Below are 23,940 nucleotides of genomic sequence, written 5' to 3' on the forward strand. Positions count from 1 at the left end.
TGCTCGGGAGACGGTTGCCGCCCCGACAACAGTTGCGCCGGGCCCTACGGCAAAGCCTCACTAAAGCTTCTTTACCTAACCATAAACGGGAAGCTTTCCTCAATACTCCCTAAACGGGTTAATTGTCTAGATCTCGCTACGAGTCAGCAATCGACCACGCGATGCCATCGAGGATGTCGTGCTCGCTGGCGACCACGTCTCCGAAGCCGTAGCGGGTCACTATTCGGTCCAGGATGAGCGCCCCCGCCCCGATCACGTCGACCCTTCCCGGGTGCATGAGGGGAATCGCACCCCGCCGTTCAACGGTCATTCCAAGCAAGCGCTTGGCAACGTCATGCACCTGACCTGCGGAAATTCGCGAATGATGAATTTTCTTCGGATCGTATTCCGGCAGATCAAGCGCTATTCCCGCGACGGTGGTCACGGATCCCGCGAGCCCGACCATCGTCAGCGCCCGCTCCACGGGCACCTCGGCCGCGACCCGGTCGAGCGCGTCGTCGATGTCGGCGGTCATCGCCTCGACCGCCTCCGCCGACGGAGGGTCGCCCGCGTCGCGCAGGTGGCGCTCGGTCAGCCGGACGCACCCGATGTCGACCGAGAGCGCGGCCTCCACGTGCGTCGAGCCGAGCACGAACTCGGTCGAGCCGCCACCGATGTCGACCACGAGGTACGGCGGGCGGGTGCCCTCGGGGGCGGGCAGGCCCGTCTCCTCGGAGAAGCGCACCAGATCGCGGGTCGCCCCGGCGAACGACAGCTCCGCCTCCTCCGCACCGGTGATCACCTCGGGCTCCACGCCGAAGATGTCGCGTACGCCGTCCACGAAGTCCTGCCGGTTGGCGGCGTCCCTCGTCGCGCTGGTGGCGACCACACGGACCGAGGAGGCCCCGAGCCCGTCGATGAGCCCCGCGTAGCCGCGCATGGCGGCGAACGTACGCTCCAGGGCCTCCGGCGCCAGCCTGCCGGTCCTGTCGACCCCCTGACCCAACCGGACGATCTCCATCCGGCGCTCCAGGTCGATCAGCCTGTCCCTGCCGACGTCGGCGACGAGCAGACGGACGGAGTTGGTGCCACAGTCGATCGCGGCGACGCGGATCACTCGGTCTCCTTCGAGGTCGGTGCCACGGCCTCGGCACACGGGGCTACGGACTGGTCGACGCACGGCCCGGCGGACCACCAGTCGCCGAGCGCGTCGAGGGCCTCGCGGCCGAAGGGGTTGCCGCCCGGCACCGCGAGTTCGTGCCCGACCAGGGCGTGCAGGCACTTGACCCGGGTCGGCATGCCCCCGGTGCTCTGCATGTCGCGGGGCAGCGGCTCCAGGCCCTCCTCGGCGGCCGCCCTGTCACGACGCGCCACATAGTCGTCGTGCGCGGCCCGGTACGCCTCGGCCAGCTTCGGATCCTCGGCGAGCCTGGCCTGCATGTCCCGCATCATCCCCGAGGTCTCCAGCCTGCCGATGGCCGAGGCGGCCCTGGGGCAGGTGAGGTAGAACAGGGTCGGGAAGGGCGATCCGTCGGGCAGCCTCGGGGCGGTCTCGACGACGTCGGGAAGCCCGCACGGGCAGCGATGCGCCACCCTCCGCAGTCCTCGCGGCGTCCGGCCGAGCTGTCGCTCCACCGCCGCCACGTCGCGGTCGTCAACCATTCGTGGACCCCCCCTGAAAGACGACAACCAGGGTATCGGCGTCACCCGGCGGACTTGGCCGCCTTCTGTCCCCCGCCGCTGTCGGCGGCCTTCACCGAGTCCCACAGCGTCTCGTACCACGGCGGCCTGGCGACGGCCTTGCGCTCACCGGTCGTGCCCTTGCCCGTCGAGGGGGAGTCTCCCATGACGACGTAGCACTTCTGCCCCGGATCGCAGTAGAAGAGGCGCTCCCTGCCCTGCCGCTTGATGAAGCCCGGGTCGAGGAGCTGCTTGGAGCGGTCGTCCAGGGCCTTGATCGCGGCGATCTCCCTCGCCTTCTCCTGCTCCAGCTGGGCGATCTGGCGGCGCTGGGCGACGTACTCCCTGATGGGGTAGGCGAGGCTCATCGCGATCGCGCACACCACGATCGCGAGCACCGCGGCCCGTCCCGTCAACTGTGGTCGTGCCGCCATGCGTCCCCCTCCGTCTCCACGCTCCGTATCGACGCTCGTCCGCGGTGTGGCTCGCGCCCGGATCCGGGCGCGAGCCGCCAGCAGAAAACTACCGCCGGAAGCGCGGGAACGCGGCGCGACCCGCGTAACGGGCCGCGTCGTCCAGAAGCTCCTCGATGCGGAGCAACTGGTTGTACTTGGCCACCCGGTCGGAGCGGGCCGGGGCGCCGGTCTTGATCTGGCCGCAGTTGGTGGCCACCGCGAGGTCGGCGATCGTGGTGTCCTCGGTCTCGCCCGAGCGGTGGCTCATCATGCAGCGGTAACCGCTGCGGTGGGCCAGGTCCACGGCGTCGAGGGTCTCGGTCAGCGTGCCGATCTGGTTCACCTTGACCAGCAGCGCGTTCGCGGTGCCCTCGGCGATGCCGCGGCCCAGACGCTCGGGGTTCGTCACGAACAGGTCGTCGCCGACCAGCTGGACCTTGTCCCCCAGGGCGCGGGTGATGGCGTTCCAGCCCTCCCAGTCGCTCTCGTCCAGCGGGTCCTCGATGGAGACCAGCGGGTAGTTGGCGACCAGATCCTCGTAGAAGGCGATCAGCTCGGTCGCCGACAGGCCCTTGCCGTCGATGGTGTAGACGCCGTCCGAGTGGAACTCGGAGGCGGCCACGTCCAGGGCGAGCCCGATGTCCTCGCCCGCGACGTATCCGGCCTTCTCGATGGCGACCAGGATCAGGTCGAGCGCGTCACGGTTGGAGGGCAGGCTCGGCGCGAAGCCGCCCTCGTCGCCGAGGCCGGTGGCGTACCCCTTCTCCTTGAGGACCGACTTGAGGGCGTGGTAGACCTCGGTGCCCATCCGCACGGCCTCGCGGAACGTCTCCGCCCCGATCGGGGCGATCATGAACTCCTGGATGTCGACGTTGCTGTCGGCGTGCGCGCCGCCGTTCAGGATGTTCATCATCGGCACCGGCAGCACGTGCGCGTTCGGACCGCCGAGGTAGCGGAAGAGCGGCAGCTCGGCGCTCTCCGCGGCGGCCTTGGCCGCGGCGAGCGAGACACCCAGGATCGCGTTGGCGCCCAGGCGGGCCTTGTTGGGCGTGCCGTCGAGGTCGATCATCACCTGGTCGATGCTGCGCTGCTCGGCGGCGTCGAACCCGAGGATCTCGTCGGCGATCTCGTCGGTCACACCGAGAACGGCCTTCTCGACACCCTTGCCGCCGTAGCGCTCGTCGCCGTCACGCAGCTCGACGGCCTCGAACTGGCCGGTGGACGCGCCGCTGGGAACCGCGGCGCGCCCCTGGCTGCCGTCGTCCAGGAGGATGTCGACCTCAACCGTCGGGTTGCCCCGGGAGTCAAGGATCTCTCGGGCGGTAACGCCCTCGATGGAAGCCACGAAGCGCTCCTAAAGTCGCAGGACAGTTTGCCTCGGAAGCCTATCGAGATCCCCATACCGACACGGCGACCGGGCCACCGCCGAACAATGTTCGCGCAATTTCCATACAAACCTCCCAACACACCCCACCCCCACCTCAGACCCCGCCCATCTCCACCTCACCAAGAACCGCCCCAAGAACACGTCTGACTCGATCGGGGCAACCGCCGCCGAATGGCCTCACCGCCACATCCCCAGAAACCCCGGGAACATCCCCAAGGCCCCCTGAGGACATGCCCAACCCGCCTTTCCTCGCGGGACTACCCGTGAGGCCGCGCCGGCGACTGGACTGAGGAGAGGAAGGTCGTGAGGAACGAGCGACCTTCCCCGACGAGGGAAGGAGCCGGACAAAAGCGGCCGAACCGCGACGCGTCAGCGTCGCCAACAAACCGGTGAGGCCGCGCCGGCGACTGGACTGAGGAGAGGGAGGTCGTGAGGAACGAGCGATCTTCCTCGACGAGGGAAGGAGCCGGGTAAGAGCGGCCGAACCGCGACGCGTCAGCGTCGCCATGTAGCAGCGTCGCCGACAACACTTCTCACCGCGACGCGAAGCGTCGCTTATAGGCACGCGCCACGGCCCGCAGTTCCGCCTCAGGGTCGATTCCGGCCGCCTGAGCCTGCCGTACGAGCTCGAAGAGCCTCGCCCCCAGACCGTCGGCGGGTACCCCCTCGGGAAGGGTCGTCGGGGCTCCGACGCCCTCGGCGCGGCGCAGGAGCTGCGCGACAAGAGAGAGCGCCGGCTGGCCCATTGGGACGCCGTCGACGACCGAACCGGGGTCGCCGCCGTTCTTGGCCGCGCGCTCGGCGGCCTTGATGGTCTCCCAGTTGGCGCTGACCTCTCCGGCGCCCTCGACCCGGGTGTCGGCGAAGACGTGCGGGTGCCGGCGGACGAGTTTGGCGACGATGCCCTCGGCCACGTCGTCGACGTCGAACCCTTCCGGTCCCTCCGCGGCGACCCGCGCGTGGAAGGCGACCTGCAGGAGCAGGTCGCCCAGTTCCTCGCGCAGCGCCGCGCGGTCGCCCTCCTCGATCGTCTCCAGGACCTCGTAGGCCTCCTCGATGAGGTACGGGGCGAGGGACTCGTGGGTCTGGCGGGCGTCCCACGGGCATTCGACCCGGAGCCGGTCCATCACCGAGACCAGGTCGAGCAGTCGCGCGCCCGGCAGGTCGTACGAGCCCGGCACGACCTCGATCACCGGCGGGTCGTCGAGCACCACCGCGGCGTGGCCGATGGAGCGCATCAGCGCCTCGTCGGCCTCCAGCCACACGACGGTCCCCGAGACGGCCTCGCGGACCAGCGCGGCCGGGTCGCAGACGACCACCTCGACCTCGACCCCCGCCTCCGCCAGGTAGGGCAGGTGCGGGTGGTCGGCGGACCCGGTGCGCACCGGGCCCTCCTCAAGGACCTGCCACGCGCGGCGGCTGAGCAGCCCGGGAGCGACCCGGGGCGAGGTGGTGACGACGATCAGCGACATGCCGAGCTACTGCTGCGGCGGCGCGGGCGGCGCGTCGGCGGGGCCGGGAGCGCCGGCGGTGCCGAAACGGCCGGCGTCGGCGAAGACGCCCGGCTGCTGCTCGCTCCGCTCCTCGTTCAGCTTGCCGTACCGGGGGTTCCAGGTGATCGGCATCGCCTGCAGGTCCTGGAGCGCCTGCTTCTGGCCGCGCTGGATGGCGGCCTCGTCCGTACCGCCGCCGTACTTGGCGACGAGCTTGCTGACCATCACCTGCGACTTCAGGAACTCGCGTGCCTGCGAGGGCGCCACGGCCTGCTGGAGCATCTGCTGCTCGAACTTCTCCTGGCCTCCCTGGCCCGCGATCACCTGGTCGACCTCGCCCTCGGTGACCGTGATGCCCTTGCTCGTCGCGACCTGCGCGTACTGCTTGGCGTTGGCCAGCTGGAAGAGCACGAGCTGCGGGACGCTGTCCTGGAACTGCAGCTGCGAGGCGGACAGGCCGGCCTTGGCCAGCGCCGCCTCGTACTCCCGCACGTTCCTGTCCAGCTCGCCCGAGCTGATGCGCTCCCCGCCCACGATGGCCGCGGCACCGGCCTGGTTCGGAGAGCAGGCGGTCAGCGCGACACCGGCGGCGACGACCGCCAGGATGACGCGGATTCGAGTCGACTTCACATGCGTTCCCTTCACGACAAACGCCGCTTACTCTACCCGCACGGTTTCGAGGAACATCGCCTCGACAAGATCACCGCACCACTTGAGCAGATCCAGGTCGCGCAGCGGCTGGCCGCCGAGGGGCCTGGTCTTGGGCACCGGCACCAGCAACGTACCGGCCGCCTGCTTCAGCAGCGCCTTCGGGTAGAGCCTTTGCAGCCTGACCTGCTGGGAGTCCTTCAGGTCCACCGGCGCGAACCTGATGTTCTGCCCCTGCAGGGTGACGTCGGTGAGCCCGGCGCGGCGGGCGCGGACGCGGAAACGGGCGACCTCCAGCAGGTTCTCCACCGGCTGGGGCGGCCGTCCGTACCGGTCGACGAGCTCGTCGCGCACCGCGCCGATGTCGGAGTCCGAGCCGATCGCGGCGATCCGCTTGTACGCCTCCAGCCTCAGCCGCTCCGAGGTGACGTAGTCGTGCGGGATGTGGGCGTTGATCGGCAGCTCGACCTTGACGTCGGGCCGCTCCTCCTCCTGGTAGGTGCCCGCCAGCTTCGCCTTCTGCTCCTGCACCGCCTCGGCCATCATGCGCACGTACAGATCGAAGCCGACGCCCGCGATGAAGCCCGACTGCTCGGCGCCCAGGATGTTGCCCGCGCCGCGGATCTCCAGGTCCTTCATCGCCACGTACATGCCCGCGCCCATCTCGGTGTGCTGGGAGATCGTGGCGAGGCGTTCGTGGGCGGTCTCGGTGAGCGGCTTCTCCGGCGGGTAGAGGAAGTAGGCGTAACCGCGCTCGCGGCCCCGGCCGACCCGGCCGCGCAGCTGGTGGAGCTGGGACAGGCCGTAGTTGTCGGCCCGGTCGACGATGAGGGTGTTGGCGTTGGGCACGTCCAGGCCCGACTCGACGATCGTGGTGCAGACGAGCACGTCGAAGTCGCGCTCCCAGAAGCCCACCATGATCTTCTCCAGCTGGTGCTCCTGCATCTGGCCGTGTGCGACGGCGACCCTCGCCTCGGGCACGAGCTCGCGCAGCATGGCCGCGACCTTGTTGATGCTGGCCACGCGGTTGTGGACGAAGAAGACCTGACCGTCGCGCATCAGCTCGCGCCGGATCGCGGCGCCGATCTGCTTCTCGTCGTACGGGCCGACGAAGGTGAGGATCGGGTGCCGCTCCTCGGGCGGGGTGAGGATCGTGGACATCTCCCTGATGCCGGTGAGGCCCATCTCCAGCGTGCGGGGGATCGGGGTGGCCGACATGGCCAGCACGTCGACCTGGGTGCGCAGGTGCTTCATCGCCTCCTTGTGCTCGACGCCGAACCGCTGCTCCTCGTCGATGATGATCAGGCCGAGCTGCTTGAACCTGACCTCCGGCGAGAACAGCCGGTGCGTGCCGATCACCACGTCGACCGAGCCCTCCCGCAGACCCTCCATGGTCGCGGAGACCTCGCCGTCGCTCTGGAACCGCGACAGCGGCCTGACGTTCAGCGGGAACCCGGAGAACCGCTCGGCGAAGGTCGACATGTGCTGCTGCACCAGCAGCGTGGTCGGCACCAGGACCGCCACCTGCTTGCCGTCCTGCACGGCCTTGAACGCCGCCCGCACCGCGATCTCCGTCTTGCCGTAGCCCACGTCGCCGCAGATCAGCCGGTCCATCGGGATCGGGCGCTCCATGTCGCGCTTGACCTCGTCGATCGCCTCCAGCTGGTCGCCCGTCTCGGCGTAGGGGAAGGCGTCCTCCATCTCCCGCTGCCAGGGGCTGTCGGGCGCGAAGGCGTGTCCCGGCGAGGCCATCCGGGCGGAGTACAGGCGGATCAGCTCTCCGGCGATCTCCTTGACCGCCTTCTTCGCCTTGGTCTTGGCCTTGGCCCAGTCGGCGCCGCCCATCCGGTTGAGCGTGGGCGACTCGCCGCCGACGTAGCGGGTGACCTCGTCGAGCTGGTCGGTCGGCACGTAGAGCCGGTCGCCCTTGGCGTACTCGATCACCAGGTATTCGCGGGTGGCGCCCTGCACGGTCCGCTGCACCATCTCGATGTAGCGGCCCACGCCGTGCTGCTCGTGCACGACGTGGTCGCCGACCTTGAGCTGGAGCGGGTCGACCATGTTGCGGCGCCGGGAGGGCAGCCGCCGCATGTCCTTGGTCGACGCCTTCTGGCCCACCAGGTCCAGGTGGGTCAGCACGGCGAGCGCCGGGGTCACGAACCCGTGCTCGACCAGGCCCGTGGTGACGTGGACGACCTTCCTGTCCGGCACGGCGTCGAGCCCCGGCTCCAGGCGCGCGGGCAGGTCGACGCCCTTGAGCAGCTCGACCATGCGCTCGGCGGGGCCGTGGCCCTCGCTCAGCAGGACGACGACCCGATCGGAGTCGAGCCAGCCCTTGATGTCGGACAGCGCCCGCTGGGTGTCGCCACGGTAGGACTCGACCTCGTGCGCCCGCAGCGCCGTACCCCCGCCGAGGCCCTCGGCGGCGTCACCGTCGGCGCCGGCGCCGAACGGCGCGAGCGACCACCAGGGCCGGCCGAGCCGCCGCGCGTGGTCGCGGACCTCCTCCAGGTCGCGAAAGGCCGCCGCACCCAGGTCGATCGGCGCCTCGCCGCCGGACGCGGCGTTGATCCAGGACGCCTCCAGGAACTCCTGACTCGTCCGCACCAGCTCGTCGGCACGCCCCCGGATCCGCTCCGGGTCGCACACGAAGATCGCCGACTGGCTCGGCAGGTGGTCGATGAGCAGGTCCATCTCCCCGGCGAGCACGGGCGCGAACGCCTCCATGCCCTCCACCGGCACGCCCTCGGCCAGCTGCTCCAGCGTCTCCACCAGCGAGGGATGCGCCTCGGCGAGCTCCCTCGCCCGCTGCCTGACGTCGTCGGTCAGCAGCAGCTCACGGCAGGGGGCGGCGAACAGCCCGTCCTCGGCCACCTCCAGCGAGCGCTGGTCGGCGACCTTGAACCAGCGGATCTCCTCGACGGTGTCACCCCAGAACTCCAGCCGGAGCGGGTGCTCCTCCGTCGGCGGGAAGACGTCGAGCAGGCCGCCCCGCACCGCGACCTCGCCGCGCTTCTCCACCATGTCGACCCGGTGGTAGCCGTTCTCCACGAGACTGTGGACGACCGTGTCGAGGTCTGCGTCGTCCCCCGCGCGCAGCCGCACCGGCCGCAGGTCGCCCAACCCCCGGACGATCGGCTGGAGCAGCGCCCTGATCGGCGCGACGACCACGTGCAGCGGCCCCGCCGAGTGGTCGCCCTCGACCGGATGGGCGAGCCTGCGCAGCACCGCCAGACGCTGCCCCACGGTGTCGCTGCGCGGCGACAGGCGCTCGTGCGGAAGCGTCTCCCACGCGGGGAAGACCGCGACGGTGCTCTCGTCCAGGAGGCTGGTGAGGGCCGAGGCGAGATCCTCGGCCTCGCGCCCGGTGGCGGTCACCGCCAGGACGGTCCTCGCCTCCCCCTTGGCCCCCTCCCTGGCCAGCGCCGCCACCGCGAAGGGGCGCAACGCCGGCGGCGCGACCAGCGACACGTCGGACGAGTCGCCCCCGCGCACGTCCTGAAGAAGGGAAGCCAGCTCAGGCTCCCCGGCGACAAGGTCCAGAAGTCCGGAAAGACTCATCAGATTCGCCCACAGCCCCACGATGGCAACACGACAACCCCGAGCCGAGAGAACACGGGGGGTACCCGCCCAAGGCTACCGAATAGCGGGCCGGTGCTCCGGCCTTCGGATACGCGGGACCAGCCCGTGAGGCCGCGAGAGACGAACGACCTCCCTCAACAAGGAAAGGAGCCGGACAAGAGCGGCCTCACCGCGACGCGCCAGCGTCGCCAACCAACACGAGCCGGACAAGAACCGTCTCACCGCAATGCCCCAGCGTCTCCAATTGCGGGACTACCCGTGAGGCCGCGCCGGCGACTGGACTGAGGAGAGGGAGGTCGTGAGGAACGAGCGATCTTCCTCGACGAGGGAAGGAGCCGGACAAGAGCGGCCTCACCGCGACGCGCAGCGTCGCCATGTAGCCGAATCGTGCCGACTTGACTACTCTCGGTTACATGGCAGAGGTGAGGTCGGTCGTCGATCAGGACGACCTGTTGAGTCAGCGGATCAAGGAGCAGTGGAGCAGCCAGCTCGGCCGGCGGCTCGACATCCTGATCGCCGGGTGCGGATGGCCTGAGCCGCTCGATCTCGCGCAGACGGAGTCCAGGGTCATCGGGATCGACGAGGACCTGCCCGTGTTGCGTACGAGCACGTCCGCGCGCAAGGACCTGGACTCCTGGGCTCTGGGCGACCTGCGCTCCGTGCCGGTGCCCCCGCGGGCGTTCGACGTCGTCTACGTGCCGTTCCTGCTGGAGCGGATCGAGCACGCCGAGCTGGTGCTCGACCGGCTGCTCACCGGGTTGCGGCCCGGCGGGCTGCTGCTGGTGAGGATGCGTGACCGGGCTTCGGCGTACGGGGCGTGCGACCGGCTCACCCCGACGGGGCTGCGGCGATGGCTGTGGCGCAGGTTCGTTCCCGCCGGGACCGTGGGCCCGCTGCCCGCCGTCTACGAGCAGATCGCCTCGCGCGAGGGGATGCACTCGTTCTGCCTCGTGCGCGGGCTGATGGTGACCGAGGACATCTCCACCGCCAGTGGTCCCGCGCTCCGCGGACCTCTCGGTAAGCTTGCCCGCGCCACCTGCTCGGTGGTGGAGGCCCTCTCCAGGGGGAGCCGGCCCGCGTCTCACGACGAGATAACTTTGGTGATCCGCAAGCCCCAGAGTCACTTCGCCCGGTTGATCTGAGATCCACCGGGCCGGGGCACCTGGGATTTCACCGGGCGGCCGGATCCCAGGCTCGCCGGACGGGGTCGTCCATCGTGAGCGGGCGGAGCAGGAAAGTTCCGACGACCGCGATGGTGGAGCAGATGACGGCGCCTTTCGAGTGGACCCCAGACGCCCGCGAGCTGGCCGACCTTGAGCTGCTGCTCTCCGGCGCCTTCAGGCCGCTGGAGGGCTTCCTGAGCTCGGCCGACGCGCACGCCGTGGACGAGCACGGCGCGCTCGCCGACGGCACCCCGTGGCCCGCGCCGGTCACCCTCACCCTTCCCGACGACCACCCGGCCGCCCCCGGTGACCGGATCACCCTGCGCGACCCCGAGGGCGCGGCGCTCGCCGTGCTCACCGTCACCGAGCGTGCGGACGGCTTCGTCGCCGGGCCTGTCGAGGCGCTGGACGCCCCCGAGCACGGGCCGTTCGCCCGGCTCCGCCTCACCCCGGCGCGGGTCCGCGAGCAGCTGAACGGGCGGGAGTCGGTCCTCGCCGTCACCATGCGCGGGCCGCTCGGCGACCTCGGCGAGATCACGGCGACCGCACGGGAGCTGGAGGCGTCGATCCTGCTGCTCCCGCTCGCGTACGGCGAGGGCGGGCCCGCGGTGGTCCGCGCCGCGCTCAAGGCCCGTGAGGGGCTGCCGGAGGGCACGCTCGTCGCGGTGGTGCCGCTCGCGCCCAGGGAGCCGGCCATCGACCTGGAGCTGCGCGAGCGCGTGGCCGAGGCCTACGGCGCGACCGAGCACCTGGCGGGTCCCGAGCCCGTGACGCTTCCCGGTCCCCCGCACCGCCGGGGGCTGGTGGTCTTCTTCACCGGCCTGTCCGGCTCCGGCAAGTCGACCGTCGCCCGAGGGCTGCGTGACGCGCTGCTGGAGCGCGGCAGCCGCACGGTGACCTACCTCGACGGCGACGTGGTCCGCCATCTGCTCTCCGCGGGGCTCACCTTCTCCAAGGAGGATCGCGACCTCAACATCCGCCGCATCGGTTTCGTCGCCGCCGAGGCCGCCAGGCACGGCGGTCTGGCGATCTGCGCGCCCATCGCGCCGTACGCCGCCACCCGCGAGGAGGTACGGGAGATGGTCGAGGCCGTCGGCGCCGACTTCCTGCTCGTCCACGTCTCCACCCCCCTGGAGGAGTGCGAGCGCCGCGACCGCAAGGGCCTCTACGCCAAGGCCCGCGCGGGGATCATCCCCGAGTTCACCGGCGTCTCCGACCCGTACGAGGAGCCGGACGACGCCGACCTGGAGATCGACACCACCGGCATCAGCGTGGACCGGGCGGTGCACCAGGTGCTCGATCCGTTGATCCAGGGCGGCTGGATCCGCTGATCCCGCCCCGACGCCCAGGCCCGGAAGCCCCTGCCGGACGCCCCGGTGGCCGCCGTCAGCGGGCGGGGACGACGGCGTCGAGGCGTGGGTCGCGGGCGAGTTCGCCGAAGGCCCTCCGGCCGCCGGGCGTGGTGTCGAAGCGGGTGTCGCCACGGGGGGCGCGCGGCGAGTCGAAGTAGATCAGAGCCTTGATCCGCGGGTATTCGCCGATCTCCCCGCGTACCGAGTCGAAGAACGACTCCTTGAACCCCGGCCGGTCATGACGCTCGAAGACGCCCCACTCGGCGAGCATGACGGGCTTGTCGGGGAAGCGTTCCCCCATCCAGCGGTAGAACCCCGACCAGCGGGGGAACTCGGGGCGGGTCTTGTTCACCAGCCCGTCGAAACTGTGGACCCTGTGGTCGACGTAGGGGTCCATCGCCACCCAGTCGACCACGTCGTCACCGGGGTAGAGCTTCTCGAACCAGGGTTCCGACGCCCAGTTGGGCGCTCCCATGTAGGTCATCACCGTGACCGCGTTGGTCACGCCCCCCTGCCGCAGGCGCTTGACCACGTGGCGGAACATCGCGGCGTAGTCGGCCGCCGTCATTCCCCTGCCGCGGGCCTCCCGTACGTCGTCCTCCGGCTCGTGGTGGACGGTGAGGAAGAACCGCTCGGGGAAGGTTCGCACGATGTGGGCGGCCAGCCGGTCGATCCGCTCGTCCAGCGCCCCACGGGCGATCTGCCCCCAGGTGTGGTCGAGGGACGGCTTCCAGTTGATCAGCAGGAGCCTGCGGCCGGCCGGGTCACGGGCGATGGCGCGTTCCGCGGGGGTCGGGAAGAGCTCGTCGCCCCGGTGGTAGACGTGCATGATGTCGGCCGGCCGGCCCATGCGTCTCTCGGCCCTCTCCAGGGCCCGCTTCTGCGGCCGTCCCGTGAAGATCTCGGGTGCGATGCCCCACCAGGCGCCGCAGGAGGGCACGAGCTTGGCACCGACCTCGCAGGCGGCCCGGGAGCGCCCTTCGCGTGCTCCCGGGGCGCCGACGGCGCCCGCCGCGGCACGGGCCTCCCCCGTGTCGGCGGTACCCGGGGCGTCCACGGCGTTGGAGGTCCTGCCGCCTCCGCTCAGCCCGGCGATTCCCAGCGCGAGGGTGCCCAGACCCAGCGCCAGCACGAGGCCGGAACCGGCGATTCTTACCACTCGCGGAATTACGTCTATAGGAGCATTTGTCTGATGCACCGTTTCCTCACAGCCGTCGCGCGTACGCATTCGTGGGCCGTCCTCGACCGTCACGGGGGAACACCTTCCCATCGCCCGGACGTGCCTCGTCCCTGACTTTGCCGGTCCGTGCCACAGCTGCCTCGCGGACGATAGGAAATATCGGATAAACCGCTGTTATCTCCCTGTGATTGGCGCGGCCAACGCAAAGAAAATCTTGCGTATCGGTTCGGGGAAACGGAAAGCCGACCTATAGTTCCAAGGGTTCCCAGCGTCTGTTCGCCGGAGAGGCACCAGCGACACATGAGCCCGTCACCGGACGCCCCCGTCCGCCGCGGAGGCGAGGATCTGGCGGACTACGCGTCGCTTCTCCGCCGCCGGTGGCTGATCGTCCTCTCCCTGTTCCTCACCGGAGCCGGTGGCGGCATCGCCCTGATGTGGCTCACCCCGCCCTCCTACACCGCCTCCGGGCAGGTCCTGGTGACCGCTACCGGAGCGCAGGAACAGACCAACCAGGTCACCAGCCGTCAGCGCGAACCGCTCAACCTCGACACCGAGGCCCAGGTGGCCAGGTCCGCGGTGGTCGAGGCGAAGGCGAGGCGGTTGTTCGACGGCCTCTCCTGCCCCGCCGAGGTCTCGGTGCCGCCCAACACCTCGGTCCTGGAGATCTCCTGCAGCGCCGCCGACCCGGCGACCGCGGCCTCGGGAGCGAGCGCCTACGCCCTCGCCTACCTCGCCCAGCGCCGCGAGTCCTCCGCCCAGACGCTCGCGGCCCAGACCAGGGCCGTGCTGGTCAAGCTGAGGCAGACCAACGCGGGTCTCACCAGGGTCGCCACCGAGCTTCCCGGCCTCGGCAGGGGGACCACCGAACGGGCCCTCGCCCTCCAGCGGCAGAACGTCCTCGCCAGGCAGGTTCACAGCCTCACCTCCAAATACGACGCGCTCAAGACCGTCGCCGTCACCCCCGGCTCCGTGATCAGCCAGGCGACGGCGCCGGCCGAACCCACCACCCCCCGCCCTCCCCTCTACCTGGGCAGCGGCCTCATGGCGGGACTGATCTGCGGCGTCGGCGCCGCCTGGCTCCGCGACCGCCTCGACACCGCCCGGCGGCCCCCCGCAGCCGTCGGCCGCCTCACCGGCCTGGACACCCTCGACGGTGTCCGGGCGCACGGCCCGGCGGGCGCGGTGCTCGTGGTCGCGACACCCGGCACCTCCCCGCGCGAGGTCAAGCACGCCGTACGGGCGCTGAACGATCGCGGGATCCCCGTGGTCGGCACGTTCGTCATCGGCGACGACGTCCCCTCGCTCCCCGCCGGGCGGGGCTCTCACGCGGCGCGCGCTCCACAGGGACCGTACGCGTCACAGGGACCGACATCGCAGGGACCGTACGTCCCGCAGGTCGCGTCCGCGCCGCGGGCCGGAGGAGGGTGGAGCCGCGAGGGCGCCCAGCGAAGGGCCGACCGGCCTCTGGCCGGCCTGGCGGGCGGACCCGCCCTGCTCGGAGCGCCGGGCGAGAGCCTGGAGGCACCCGCCAGGCCGGGAGCGCACGGACCCCCCGGCACACCGGAGGCGCGGCAGGCGCCCAGGGCGTACGGGAACGGAGCACACCGGGCGGCCGAAAGACCGGAGGCGCCGAAGACGTCCGGAGGGCACGGGAACGGCACACGCGGGGCGGCCGAAAGACCGGAGGCGTCCGGAGGGCACGGGAACGGCGCACGCGGGGCGGCCGAGAGGGCGGAGTCGTGGCTCACCCCCGAGGCGAACAGGGACGGGGCGCGCGGACCCGCCGACGGGCCGGAGGTGCCGCTCGCGCTCGGGGCCAACGGGAACGTTCCAACCACCGGGCAGACGGCCGACGGCCGGAGGGGGCGCAGGCTGTGAGGTGTCCGCGTCCGGCCGTCTGGCCGATCGCCGCCCTCCTGGTGGGCTATCCCATCTGGTGGGCGCTCGGTTTCGGAGGCCTGTCGGTGATCTTGGTGGCCCCGGCGATGGCACTGGTCCTGTGGCGGAGGCGGCCGATCAGGGCGCCGCGCGGTTTCGGGCTCTGGCTGCTGCTCCTCGCGGGTTACCTGATCAGCGCGCTCATGCTCGGCGAGATGCCTCCGGGCACCTACGGCGAGTTCGGCGCCGGGCGGCTCCTCGGCTATCTGATGCGCCTGTTCCTGTACGTCTCGCTGCTGGTCATGGTGCTCTATCTGGGCAACCTGACGGAGGAGGAGCTGCCGCAGCTCACCCTCGTGCGGATGCTCGGCGCGCTGTTCCTCACGACCGTCGCGGGCGGCCTGCTGGGCGTGTTCGCCCCGCGCGTGGAGTTCACCTCACCGGTCGAGACGGTCCTCCCCGACTGGATCGGCGGCAACCCCTTCGTCCACAACCTGATCCACCCCACCGCCGCCCAGATGCAGAAGGTCCTCGGCCACGCCTCGCCGCGCCCCGAGGCGCCGTTCGAGTGGGCCAACGCCTGGGGTGGCAACCTCTCGGTGCTGCTCGTCTGGTTCGTGGTCGGCTGGTGGGTGTACGGCGGGCCGCGCAGACGCCTCGCCGTCGTCCCGCTCGTCGCGCTCGCCGCGATCCCCGTCGTCTACTCGCTCAACCGAGGGCTGTGGATCGGGCTCGGCGTCGCCGCCGCGTACGTCCTGCTGCGGCTGGGCACGCGGGCCCGCGTCGCGACCTGCGCGGCCCTGACCGCGGGGGCCCTGGTGTTCGCCCTCAGCCCCCTGCAGGCGATGGTGGCCCAGCGGCTCGACAACCCGCACAGCAACGGCATCCGCGCCTTCACCGTCTCGGCGACCCTCGCCGCCGCGAGCACCGCGCCGCTCATCGGGTACGGCAACACCCGCAACGCCACGGGCAACCACCGGACGATCACCACCGGCAAGAGCGGCTGGTGCCCCACCTGCGGCCATCCGCCTCTGGGCGGGGACGGCCAGCTCTGGCACCTGATGATCACGCAGGGTTTCACCGGGGCCGCGCTCTACGTGGCGTTCTTCGCCGGGGCCGTCCGCCGCCACTGGCGTGACCGGAGCCCGATCGGCGTCGCGGGGGTCCTCGTGATGATCCTCACCCTCCTCTACATGTTCGTCTACGACGGGCTGGTCACACCGCTCAGCCTGTACCTCGTCTCGTTCGCACTGCTCTGGAGAAACTCGATGGCGAGCACGGCCTCATGAACGACGCCCGCGCCCGTCTGCGCTACCTGGACCAGACCCTCGACCTGCTGTTCCCCGGCCCCGGCGACCCGAGCCCCTACACCCTGCTCCCCCACCGGCTGCTCCCCCGCAGGCTGGTCCCCCGCGCCTGGTGGCACCCCGGCGGGAGGGTCACGGTGTCCTCGGGCCGGGACGGCATCGAGAGCCACCTGAGCGAGGTGTTCGGCACCGCCGTCCGTGTCACGCTGCGGGTGCGCCCGGCCCGCCGGGCCAACCGCAAGCCGATCCTGGAGGCGCGCGCCGCCGACGGGCCGATCGCCTTCGTGAAGATCGGCGACACCGACCTGACCAGGGAGCTCGTCTCCCACGAGGCGCGGACCCTCGGCCTGCTCGCCGGCGTACCGCTCAAGACCGTCGTCCCGCCCGCCGTGCTGCACCACGGAACCTGGCGCGGCCTGTCCGTGCTGGCGCTCACCCCGCTCCCCGTACGGCGGGGGCGGATACCGGGTGACATCCTCGTCGACGCGATCGACGAGATCGCCCGCATCCCCGGGGGCGACGTCCCGGATCGCGCCCCCGCCGCTTCGGACCCGGCTTCGGGAGACCCCCCTCCCGGAAAAACCGCCCGCGCGGGCCGGCCCTCCCTCGGCAATCCCGTCGCGGGAGACCCGCCTACCGGGAAACCCGCCCGTGCCGGCCACGCCCCCCTCGGCGTCCCCGCCGGAGGGAGCCCGGCTCCTGAAAGCGGAGGGCTCGAAGAGCGGTCGTTCTCCTGGCACGGTGACCTGACGCCGTGGAACATCTCGCGCGGCCCCGACGGACGGTTGCTGGTCTGGGACTGGGAGCGGTTCGGCACCGGGGTCCCGCTGGGCTTCGACGCCGTCCACCACTTCTTCCAGCGGGCCCTGCGCCGCGCCGATCCGGCCACCGCGGCGAGGGCCTGCGTGGCACGGTCCCTGCGGATCCTGGCACCCTTCGGGCTCTCGGCCGCCGAGTCCCGGCTCACCGCGCTCCGCTACCTGATCGCCCTCGCCGACCGCCACGCCGCCGACGGCCACGCGCCCCTCGGACCACCGGAGCTCTGGCTCACCCCCCTCGCCGACTCCCAGGAGACCCTGCTGTGAAGGCTGTGAAGGCCGTGAAGGCCGTGAGACCCGCGCTGAAGCGTTCGGTCCACACGGCCTCGTGGGCGATAGGGCGCCTCACCTCCCGCAGCCGGGTGCTGCCCTCCTTCCTCATCGTCGGAGCACAGCGCTGCGGCACCACCTCGCTGTACCGCGTCCTGTCCCAGCACCCGCTCATCCTGAAGCCCGTCCTGCGCAAGGGCGTCCACTACTTCGACACGGCGTACGACCGGGACCTGTCCTGGTACCGGGCGCACTTCCCGCTGCGGGTGTCGGCCTCCCGGCCGGCCCGCAGGTACGGTTTTCCCGCCCAGGCCTTCGAGTCGTCGCCCTACTACCTGTTCCATCCACTGGCCGGTCCCAGGATCGCCCGCGACCTGCCGGGCGCCAAGCTGATCGTGCTGGTCCGCGACCCCGTCGAGCGGGCCTTCTCCGCGCACGCCCACGAGCTGGCGAGGGGCTTCGAGACGGAGCGCTCCTTCGCCAGGGCCGTGCGGCTGGAGGAGGAGCGGCTCGCCGGGGCGGAGGAGCGGCTGCGCACCTCGCCGTACTCGACGAACCTCGCCCACCGCCACCACGCCTATCTCGCCAGGGGCCGCTACGCCGAGCAACTCGCCCGGCTGGAGCCGCTGGTCGGCCGCGACCGGCTGCTCGTCATCGACAGCGGCCGGTTCTTCGCCGAACCCGATCTCGCCTACGACCGCGTGCTGGCGTTCCTCGGGTTGCCGCACCTCGGTGAGCCGGTGTTCGAACGGCACAACGGCCGGGCCAGGCCGGGTCCCATGCCCCGCAAGCTCCGTCGCGAGCTGAGGGCCCACTTCGAGGAGCAGGACACCCTGCTGACCTCGTGGCTGGGCGCGGAGCCTTCGTGGCGCCGCTGATCCCCACCCGCCTGGCGGGCCGCCTGACCGGGGCCGCGCGGGGCGGGGTGGCAGGGCTCGCGGGAGCGGGGACGGGGGCCGCCGCGCAGTTCCTCACGGTCGTGCTGGTCACCAGGGGGGTGGAGCAGGAGGCGGCCGGTCTCTTCTTCTCGGCGACCGCGCTGTGCCTCACGGCCGCCACGGTCCTGCGGCTGGACGCGGGGAACGGGCTGGTCCACTTCATCGCCAGGTCCCGGTCCCTCGACCACCACCACGCCTCCGGCTACGTCCGCGCGGCGCTCGTCCCGGTCGCGGCGCTCTCGCTGGCGGCCGGCGCGGCGGTCGTCCTCACCGTCTCCGACCCGGCGCTGCGGGTGCTCGCGGTCGCCCTGCCCGCGGTGACGTGCTCGGGTGTCGTGGTGAGCGCGACCCGCGGGTTCGGCTCGATGCGGCCGACCGTGCTGCTGGACGGGGTGCTGCAGCCGGTGTCCCAGTCGCTCCTGGTCGGGGCGGTGGTGCTCGCGGGCCACGGCTCCGTGCCCCTGCTCGCCGCGGCCTGGGCGCTGCCGTACCTGCCGGTCCTGTTGCTCGCCTCGATCTGGCTGCGGCGGCGGCTGCCCGGGACGCCCCTGCAGCCGGGCGCCGCGCACGAGCTGTGGCGTCACACCTGGCCACGGTCGCTGGCTGCCGGGATCCAGGCGGTGTTCCAGCGGCTGGACGTCGTGATCGTGGCGCTGCTCGCCGGCCCGGCCGAGGCCGCCGTCTACACCGCCGCCACCCGCTTCAAGATCGTGGGTCAGCTGGCCGGTCAGGGACTCGCGCAGGCCATGCAGCCGAGGCTGGTCCGGGCCCTCGCCGAGGGCGACCTGCCGCGCGCCGGGGAGCTGTACCGGTCGGCCACCCGCTGGCTGGTCCTGCTCACCTGGCCGGTCTGGCTGGGATACGCCGCGTTCGCGCCGTGGCTGCTCGGCGCCGTCTTCGGTGACGGTTACACCGGCGGTGCGCCGGTGGCGTTCGTGCTGGCCGCGACGATGATGCTCGCCACGGCGTGCGGTATGGCCGACGTGGTGCTGACCTCCGCCGGGCACACCGGCTCCAGCCTGGCCAACCTGGTCGCCGCCGTCGCGACGGTGGTGGCGCTGGACCTGCTGCTCATCCCGTCGCTGGGCTCGCTCGGTGCCGCCCTCGGCTGGGCGGGGGGCACGGTGGTCAAGAACCTGCTGCCGCTCTGGCACATCCACCGCCGGTACGGCCTGCGGCCCTTCGGCACCCCGCAGCCCGGCCGCCCGGCGGGCGGCATGACCTCCCTTCCTTCCCCGCCCCCTACGGCCCTGAACGCGAGGTGGACGCCATGACCGCGCGGCCCGGGTGTTCCGGAAGCCTGGACACGTGATGGGCACCGTGACACCCGTACTGGTCACCGGGCTGCCCAGGACCGGGACGAGCTGGACGGGCAGGATGCTCGCGGCGAGCGGGGAGCTGGTCTACGTCAACGAGCCGCTCAACCCCGAGCACCCGCCGGGCCACTCCCCCGGTGTCCTCGACGCCGTGGTCGGCCACCGGTTCCAGTACATCTGCCCGGACAACGAGCGGGCCTGGCTGCCCGCCTTCACCCGCACGGTCGCGCTGCGCTACGGGTTCCTCGCCGAACTGCGCCGCAACCGGTCACCGTACGACCTGGCGAGGATGGTCCGGTACGGCACCGCGTTCACGCTGGGGCGGCTGGGCGGGCGCCGGGCGCTGCTGGACGACCCGTTCGCGCTGTTCTCCGCCGGGTGGTTCGCCGACCGGCTCGGCTGCCGTGTGATCGTTCTGCTGCGCGATCCGGTGGCGTTCGTCGGCAGCTGGCAGCGGCTCGGCTGGACGGTCTACTTTCACGAGTTGCTCGAACAGCCGCTGCTGATGCGCGACCAGCCCCACCTGGAGGCGTTGCGCCCGCTGGTCGGCTCCCAGGACCGTGTCGCCAAGGCCGTGGCCCTGTGGCGGGCGGCCGGGACCACCGCCGCCGACCTGGCGGAACGGCACCCAGGGATCATGCTCGCCCGCTACGAGGACCTGGCCCGCGAGCCCCTGGCGGGCTTTCGCCGCCTGTACGAGTGGGCGGGCCTGACCTGGACGGCCCGCGCCGAGGCGCGTATCCGCCGCGCGTGCACGGGCGCGTCAAGCACCAGGGCATCAAGTACGGAGGCGTTAAGCACAGGCACGGGCACGGGCACCGGCACCGGCACATCAGAGGGCATGAGCGCAGGCACAGGCACATCGGAGAGAGGCGTTGGCGGCTTCGCCTGGAGCGGCCTGTCCCGCACGGCCTACCGGCCGATGGACTCGCGCCGCGCCCTCGCCGAGGCCGACGCTCGGCTGAGCCCGCAGGAGGCCCTCCGGGTCAGGAGACTCGCCTCGGCGGAACGTTGAGGTCCGCACGGGAAACACCGTGGAGTCGTGAGGCTCCGGCGCTCCGGAACTTCACGACTCCCATGCCTTCACGGCGCGTGACCTCACAGGGTCACGACCTCACGAGAACACGGCCCCACAGCCCCACGCCCCCACGGCTTCGAGGCGACACGGCTTCAGGAGAAGAGGCCGCGTACGAGGGAGACCGTGAGGAGCCGAAGCGCGTACGGCAGGTCGTCGACCAGATAGCGGCGGGCGAGCCTGCCCGGCTCCCGCGTCAGCCGGAAGACCCACTCCAGGCCGCCGCGGCGCATCCACGCCGGTGCCCGCCGCACGGTGCCCGCGGCGAAGGCGATCGCCGAGCCGCAGCCGACGAACCAGGTGCCCGGCAGGTCACGGCGGAGTGAGGCGATGAGGCGCTCCTGTCTGGGAAAGCCGAGCCCGACGAAGACCAGCCGAGGCGCGGCGGCGATCACGTCGTCGCGCACCCGGGCGTAGCTCTTCGGATCGTTCTCGAATCCGTAGGGCGGGGCGCCGACCCCGGCGATCACCAGCTCCGGATGGCGGCCCACCAGCTCGCGGGCCGCCTGCGCGGCCGTGCCCCGGGGACCGCCCAGGAGATACACGGGATGGCGGTAGAAGGCGGCGGCCTCCGACAGGGACCAGATCAGGTCGGCGCCGGTGACCCGGCCGGGGAGAGGGGTGCCGAGCAGCCTCGCCGCCCACACCAACGGCATGCCGTCCGCCACCGCGAGATCGGCGCGCTCGACGAGTCGGCGGGCCCGGGGATCGCGGGCGACGGTCCGGCTGATGTCGACGTTCGGGGTGACGAGGTGGCCGCCCTCTCCGCGTTTCAGAGCCGCGACCACGTGCTCGACGACCTCGCCCTCGGTCATCGGGTCGATCGCGACCCCCGCCACCCGCACGCGCCTGCGCAGACGCCTGCGGGTGGCCTTGTCGGGTCGGGGCCTCCTGCGGGAGACGGCCGGGAGAGCCTCCCGCCCGGTGACCGGCGTCCCGGCCTGCCCTGCGACGGCGGGCAGGCCGGGCGCCGAGTCGTGACCGGTGGTCGCGGACCGGTGGTCGGTGCGGGGCGGGGAGGGAGGCACCGTCGGGCGCTCGACGGCCTTCACCGTCAGGAGCGGGGCGAACGGTGGGTCGTGGCGCTCGGCGGCGACCTGGCTCGTCACGGGCGGAACGATCAAGGCGCCGTGGCGGAGCACGACCCGCGGATGCCGGGTGACGGGCGCCATCAGATGCCGTGTCCCCGGTGGTGCAGGACGCTGAGCAGGGTCCGCGCGGGGATCAGGCCCGTCGCCACCGCGAGCGCGATGGGTGCCCGGGGTTCGCCGTGGCGGGCGGTGAAGGCCCGCCAGGCCCAGCGGCCCGCCTCCCTGCGCTGGCCGAGGGCCGCGTGGTGGAAGGCGAGCTGACCGTAGACCCGCGCCGCGCCGCGCGGATCCACGGCCAGATCAGGGTGCCGGGCGAGCATCCACTGCAGCCCGGCGATCCGGTCGGCCCAGCGGGCCACGTACGAGGAACCGCCCCAGCGCACCCGGACCAGGGGCCGGTCGACGTGCACGATGGGGTGCTGGGCCGCGGCGCGCAGTGCCAGGTCCCAGTCCTCGTTCTGTCCCCCGGGGGCGCTCTCGTCCGCCCAGAGGCCGCCTCGCCGGAACAGGAACGTCGAGGAGTGCACCATCACCATCCGCGAGCGCACCAGGTGGCGGTAGGTGACACGACTGGTCCCGGCCAGCCGGGCGATGCGCCGCGATCCGTACTCGACCTCGATGGCGCAGCTGGAGAAACGCGCCTCCGGCTCCGCCTCCAGCGCGGCGACCTGGGCCTCGATCTTTCCTGGCAGCCACTGGTCGTCGTCGTCGCAGAAGGCGACCAGGTCGGTGCCGAGCGCGGCGATGCCGGTGTTGCGGGCGCCGGGCAGGCCGGGGGTGAACCGGTTGGCCATCACCCGCACGCCGCGTGAGGACGGCCCGTGCCGGCCGGGTGTCACCGCCCGGCTGGCGAGGAGGTCGGCCACCTGGTCGGCGACCCAGGCGGGATCGCCACCGTCCACGACGACGACGACCTCGACGGGTCCTGGATGGTCCTGGCCGAGCACGGCGAGCGTGGCCGCGCGCAGCTGGTCGGGCCGGTGTCCCCGGGTGGGGATGACGACACCCACCGATGTGTTCACGCGATTCTCCGGTAATAGCCGTATTTGATCATGAGGGGCCAGGTCAGCGCGGTGACCAGGCGCGCCTGCCGGGGCGACGCGACGTCACGCCAGCTGTCGTCCCTGGTCAGCTCCGTGCGGCCGACCGTGAAGCGCACGGGGTTGCCCGAGGCCGTGTGCGCCGTCGAGAGTTCCGCCCACCTGCCCGAGAGGAAGTCGAGACGGCAGGGGAGCCCGATCCTGGCGACCACCCGCCTGAGCGTGTCGGCGGGGGTGTCGAGCAGGTCCTCGTAGCGGACCCGGGTGACCGGGACGCCCCTGCGGGCGAGGAGTTCGAGTCCGAGGTTCTCGCTCAGCCAGTGCAGCGAGGTGCGGGAGGGCGACCAGTGGGTCATAGGGCGCCCGTCCTCGGGACGGGCGACCCTCCTCCGCCAGGAGTGGGCGACCGCTCGGGGGTCGCGGACCATGTGGACGACCTGAACGTCGACTCCGGCCGCCGCGAGGCAGAAGGCGAGCGAGGCGTGCTTGCTGGAGTCGATCACGACCGGGCAGTCGGCGACCTCGCCCGCCGCGTCGTACAGGTCGCGGTGGATCGCGACGTACTCGTCCAGCTCCGCGGTGCCGGGCGTCGGCCATCGGCCGGTGCCCGTCTGCTCCTCGGCGAGGAGCCTCGCCAGCGTGGGGATGCGCCGGGTGCGGTCCACGCGGGACCTGAGCGCGATCATCCGGTGGGCGAGGCCCTCTGACCAGCCGCCGAACGCGCGCTCGCCGACCTTCTCCCAGAAGGGGCACGATCCGAAGGGCTCACCGCACCCGCATGCCTCGTCCGCGAGCGCGCTCCTCGCCCAGAGGTGGACGACCTCACCGAGCGGAACGATGCCCGGGATCTCCCCCAGCAGGCGCTCCAGCAGTGTGGTCCCGCTACGGCCGAGGCCGCCCAGGAATACCACCCGAGCAGGTGACGGACTATCAGACACAGGCACGAATCCTTACCCGGCGGATACGGAACGTGTCGAGGCTAGCGCGGAGCGTAACAGAGGGGTCGGAGAACGGACAAAGGATCTACCCAACGGGTGCGACGCCGCCCGTCCCCTGAATCCCGGCCACCGAACGGGGAGTGGCCACGACCTCGCGACCGACGGGGAGATCGAGCGGGGAAGGGACCGCGACCTCGCGACCGGCCAGGGAGGTCGGGGAAGGGGAGGACCGCGGCCTCGCGATCCGACGCCGGGCGGACCCACGGCCGGCCCCTGGAACGACGAACCGCCCGTGGCCCGCGCCACGGCCCCCTCCCGTACGCGAAGGGAGGAGATGGAAGAGCACACGT

General features: G+C 71.8%; 19 protein-coding genes. 8 read left to right on the plus strand and 11 right to left on the minus strand.

Features of this window, described 5'->3' with window-relative positions:
* Positions 1-136: 136 nt before the first annotated feature.
* From ABT352_RS38540 to mfd, 7 genes are all read right to left on the minus strand, one after another.
* Positions 137-1,096 (minus strand): Ppx/GppA phosphatase family protein, encoded by a 960-nt coding sequence (locus ABT352_RS38540; protein WP_350949997.1) that lies wholly within the window; start codon positions 1,094-1,096, stop codon positions 137-139.
* Positions 1,093-1,641: a DUF501 domain-containing protein gene (locus tag ABT352_RS38545; protein ID WP_350949998.1), complete on the minus strand. Its 549-nt coding sequence runs from the start codon at positions 1,639-1,641 to the stop codon at positions 1,093-1,095. The genes ABT352_RS38540 and ABT352_RS38545 overlap by 4 nt, the downstream gene beginning before the upstream one ends.
* 41 nt (positions 1,642-1,682) lie before the next feature.
* Positions 1,683-2,093 carry an FtsB family cell division protein gene (locus ABT352_RS38550; protein ID WP_350949999.1) on the minus strand — a complete coding sequence of 137 codons (411 nt, stop codon included), beginning with the start codon at positions 2,091-2,093 and terminating at the stop codon, positions 1,683-1,685.
* 88 nt (positions 2,094-2,181) lie between these two features.
* Complete coding sequence (eno, locus tag ABT352_RS38555; RefSeq protein WP_350950000.1) at positions 2,182-3,459, minus strand: phosphopyruvate hydratase; 1,278 nt, start codon at positions 3,457-3,459, stop codon at positions 2,182-2,184.
* Positions 3,460-4,034: 575 nt separating this feature from the next.
* On the minus strand, positions 4,035-4,973 hold the full coding sequence (locus ABT352_RS38560; RefSeq protein ID WP_350950001.1) for a nucleoside triphosphate pyrophosphohydrolase: 939 nt from the start codon (positions 4,971-4,973) through the stop codon (positions 4,035-4,037).
* 6 nt (positions 4,974-4,979) lie between these two features.
* Positions 4,980-5,624 (minus strand): SurA N-terminal domain-containing protein, encoded by a 645-nt coding sequence (locus ABT352_RS38565; protein ID WP_350950002.1) that lies wholly within the window; start codon positions 5,622-5,624, stop codon positions 4,980-4,982.
* A 27-nt stretch (positions 5,625-5,651) separates the two neighbouring features.
* A complete protein-coding gene (gene mfd / locus ABT352_RS38570) occupies positions 5,652-9,203 on the minus strand; it encodes a transcription-repair coupling factor (RefSeq protein WP_350950003.1) in 3,552 nt (1,183 codons plus the stop codon).
* A gap of 434 nt (positions 9,204-9,637) precedes the next feature.
* On the opposite strand from mfd, the gene ABT352_RS38575 reads away from it, so the two are divergent.
* Together ABT352_RS38575 and cysC are read left to right on the plus strand one after the other, a co-directional pair.
* Complete coding sequence (locus ABT352_RS38575; protein ID WP_350950004.1) at positions 9,638-10,366, plus strand: class I SAM-dependent methyltransferase; 729 nt, start codon at positions 9,638-9,640, stop codon at positions 10,364-10,366.
* A gap of 122 nt (positions 10,367-10,488) precedes the next feature.
* Positions 10,489-11,718, plus strand: a complete 1,230-nt coding sequence (cysC, locus tag ABT352_RS38580) for an adenylyl-sulfate kinase (RefSeq protein ID WP_350950005.1) — start codon at positions 10,489-10,491, stop codon at positions 11,716-11,718.
* 55 nt (positions 11,719-11,773) lie between these two features.
* Here cysC and ABT352_RS38585 read toward each other — a convergent pair whose 3' ends face one another.
* On the minus strand, positions 11,774-12,898 hold the full coding sequence (locus tag ABT352_RS38585; protein WP_350950006.1) for a glycoside hydrolase family 26 protein: 1,125 nt from the start codon (positions 12,896-12,898) through the stop codon (positions 11,774-11,776).
* 321 nt (positions 12,899-13,219) lie between these two features.
* Here ABT352_RS38585 and ABT352_RS38590 point away from each other — a divergent pair, with 321 nt between their 5' ends.
* Genes ABT352_RS38590 through ABT352_RS38615 form a run of 6 tightly spaced genes read left to right on the plus strand, consistent with a single transcriptional unit; the run spans position 13,220 to position 20,461 of the window.
* Positions 13,220-14,797 carry a Wzz/FepE/Etk N-terminal domain-containing protein gene (locus ABT352_RS38590; RefSeq protein WP_350950007.1) on the plus strand — a complete coding sequence of 526 codons (1,578 nt, stop codon included), beginning with the start codon at positions 13,220-13,222 and terminating at the stop codon, positions 14,795-14,797.
* The gene (locus ABT352_RS38595) at positions 14,794-16,086 is read left to right on the plus strand and encodes an O-antigen ligase family protein (RefSeq protein WP_350950008.1); all 1,293 of its coding nucleotides are present in this window, start codon (positions 14,794-14,796) and stop codon (positions 16,084-16,086) included. The genes ABT352_RS38590 and ABT352_RS38595 overlap by 4 nt, the downstream gene beginning before the upstream one ends.
* Positions 16,083-17,189, plus strand: a complete 1,107-nt coding sequence (locus ABT352_RS38600) for an NADH-quinone oxidoreductase subunit E (protein ID WP_350950009.1) — start codon at positions 16,083-16,085, stop codon at positions 17,187-17,189. Before ABT352_RS38595 ends, ABT352_RS38600 begins: the two co-directional genes overlap by 4 nt.
* Positions 17,186-18,070, plus strand: a complete 885-nt coding sequence (locus ABT352_RS38605; RefSeq protein WP_350950010.1) for a sulfotransferase family protein — start codon at positions 17,186-17,188, stop codon at positions 18,068-18,070. The genes ABT352_RS38600 and ABT352_RS38605 overlap by 4 nt, the downstream gene beginning before the upstream one ends.
* Positions 18,058-19,404: a lipopolysaccharide biosynthesis protein gene (locus ABT352_RS38610; protein ID WP_350950011.1), complete on the plus strand. Its 1,347-nt coding sequence runs from the start codon at positions 18,058-18,060 to the stop codon at positions 19,402-19,404. The genes ABT352_RS38605 and ABT352_RS38610 overlap by 13 nt, the downstream gene beginning before the upstream one ends.
* Before the next feature lie 37 nt (positions 19,405-19,441).
* Positions 19,442-20,461 (plus strand): sulfotransferase, encoded by a 1,020-nt coding sequence (locus ABT352_RS38615; RefSeq protein ID WP_350950012.1) that lies wholly within the window; start codon positions 19,442-19,444, stop codon positions 20,459-20,461.
* A 155-nt stretch (positions 20,462-20,616) separates the two neighbouring features.
* On the opposite strand, the gene ABT352_RS38620 is transcribed toward ABT352_RS38615, so the two are convergent.
* The 3 genes from ABT352_RS38620 to ABT352_RS38630 form a co-directional block, all read right to left on the minus strand.
* Positions 20,617-21,630 carry a WecB/TagA/CpsF family glycosyltransferase gene (locus ABT352_RS38620; protein ID WP_350950013.1) on the minus strand — a complete coding sequence of 338 codons (1,014 nt, stop codon included), beginning with the start codon at positions 21,628-21,630 and terminating at the stop codon, positions 20,617-20,619.
* A 62-nt stretch (positions 21,631-21,692) separates the two neighbouring features.
* Positions 21,693-22,634 (minus strand): glycosyltransferase, encoded by a 942-nt coding sequence (locus ABT352_RS38625; RefSeq protein WP_350950014.1) that lies wholly within the window; start codon positions 22,632-22,634, stop codon positions 21,693-21,695.
* Positions 22,631-23,590, minus strand: a complete 960-nt coding sequence (locus ABT352_RS38630; RefSeq protein WP_350950015.1) for a sulfotransferase — start codon at positions 23,588-23,590, stop codon at positions 22,631-22,633. The genes ABT352_RS38625 and ABT352_RS38630 overlap by 4 nt, the downstream gene beginning before the upstream one ends.
* Positions 23,591-23,940 lie beyond the last annotated feature (350 nt).

This window comes from Streptosporangium sp. NPDC000563, assembly GCF_040299985.1.
Taxonomy (GTDB): Bacteria; Actinomycetota; Actinomycetes; order Streptosporangiales; family Streptosporangiaceae; genus Streptosporangium.

Excerpts from the sequence above, each read along its gene's own strand:
- ABT352_RS38545 (WP_350949998.1), bottom strand. The coding sequence starts at position 1,641 with ATGGTTGACGACCGCGACGTGGCGGCGGTGGAGCGACAGCTCGGCCGG.
- ABT352_RS38550 (WP_350949999.1), bottom strand. The coding sequence starts at position 2,093 with ATGGCGGCACGACCACAGTTGACGGGACGGGCCGCGGTGCTCGCGATC.
- ABT352_RS38560 (WP_350950001.1), bottom strand. The coding sequence starts at position 4,973 with ATGTCGCTGATCGTCGTCACCACCTCGCCCCGGGTCGCTCCCGGGCTG.
- mfd (WP_350950003.1), bottom strand. The coding sequence starts at position 9,203 with ATGAGTCTTTCCGGACTTCTGGACCTTGTCGCCGGGGAGCCTGAGCTG.
- ABT352_RS38575 (WP_350950004.1), top strand. The coding sequence starts at position 9,638 with ATGGCAGAGGTGAGGTCGGTCGTCGATCAGGACGACCTGTTGAGTCAG.
- cysC (WP_350950005.1), top strand. The coding sequence starts at position 10,489 with ATGACGGCGCCTTTCGAGTGGACCCCAGACGCCCGCGAGCTGGCCGAC.
- ABT352_RS38590 (WP_350950007.1), top strand. The coding sequence starts at position 13,220 with ATGAGCCCGTCACCGGACGCCCCCGTCCGCCGCGGAGGCGAGGATCTG.
- ABT352_RS38600 (WP_350950009.1), top strand. The coding sequence starts at position 16,083 with ATGAACGACGCCCGCGCCCGTCTGCGCTACCTGGACCAGACCCTCGAC.
- ABT352_RS38615 (WP_350950012.1), top strand. The coding sequence starts at position 19,442 with ATGGGCACCGTGACACCCGTACTGGTCACCGGGCTGCCCAGGACCGGG.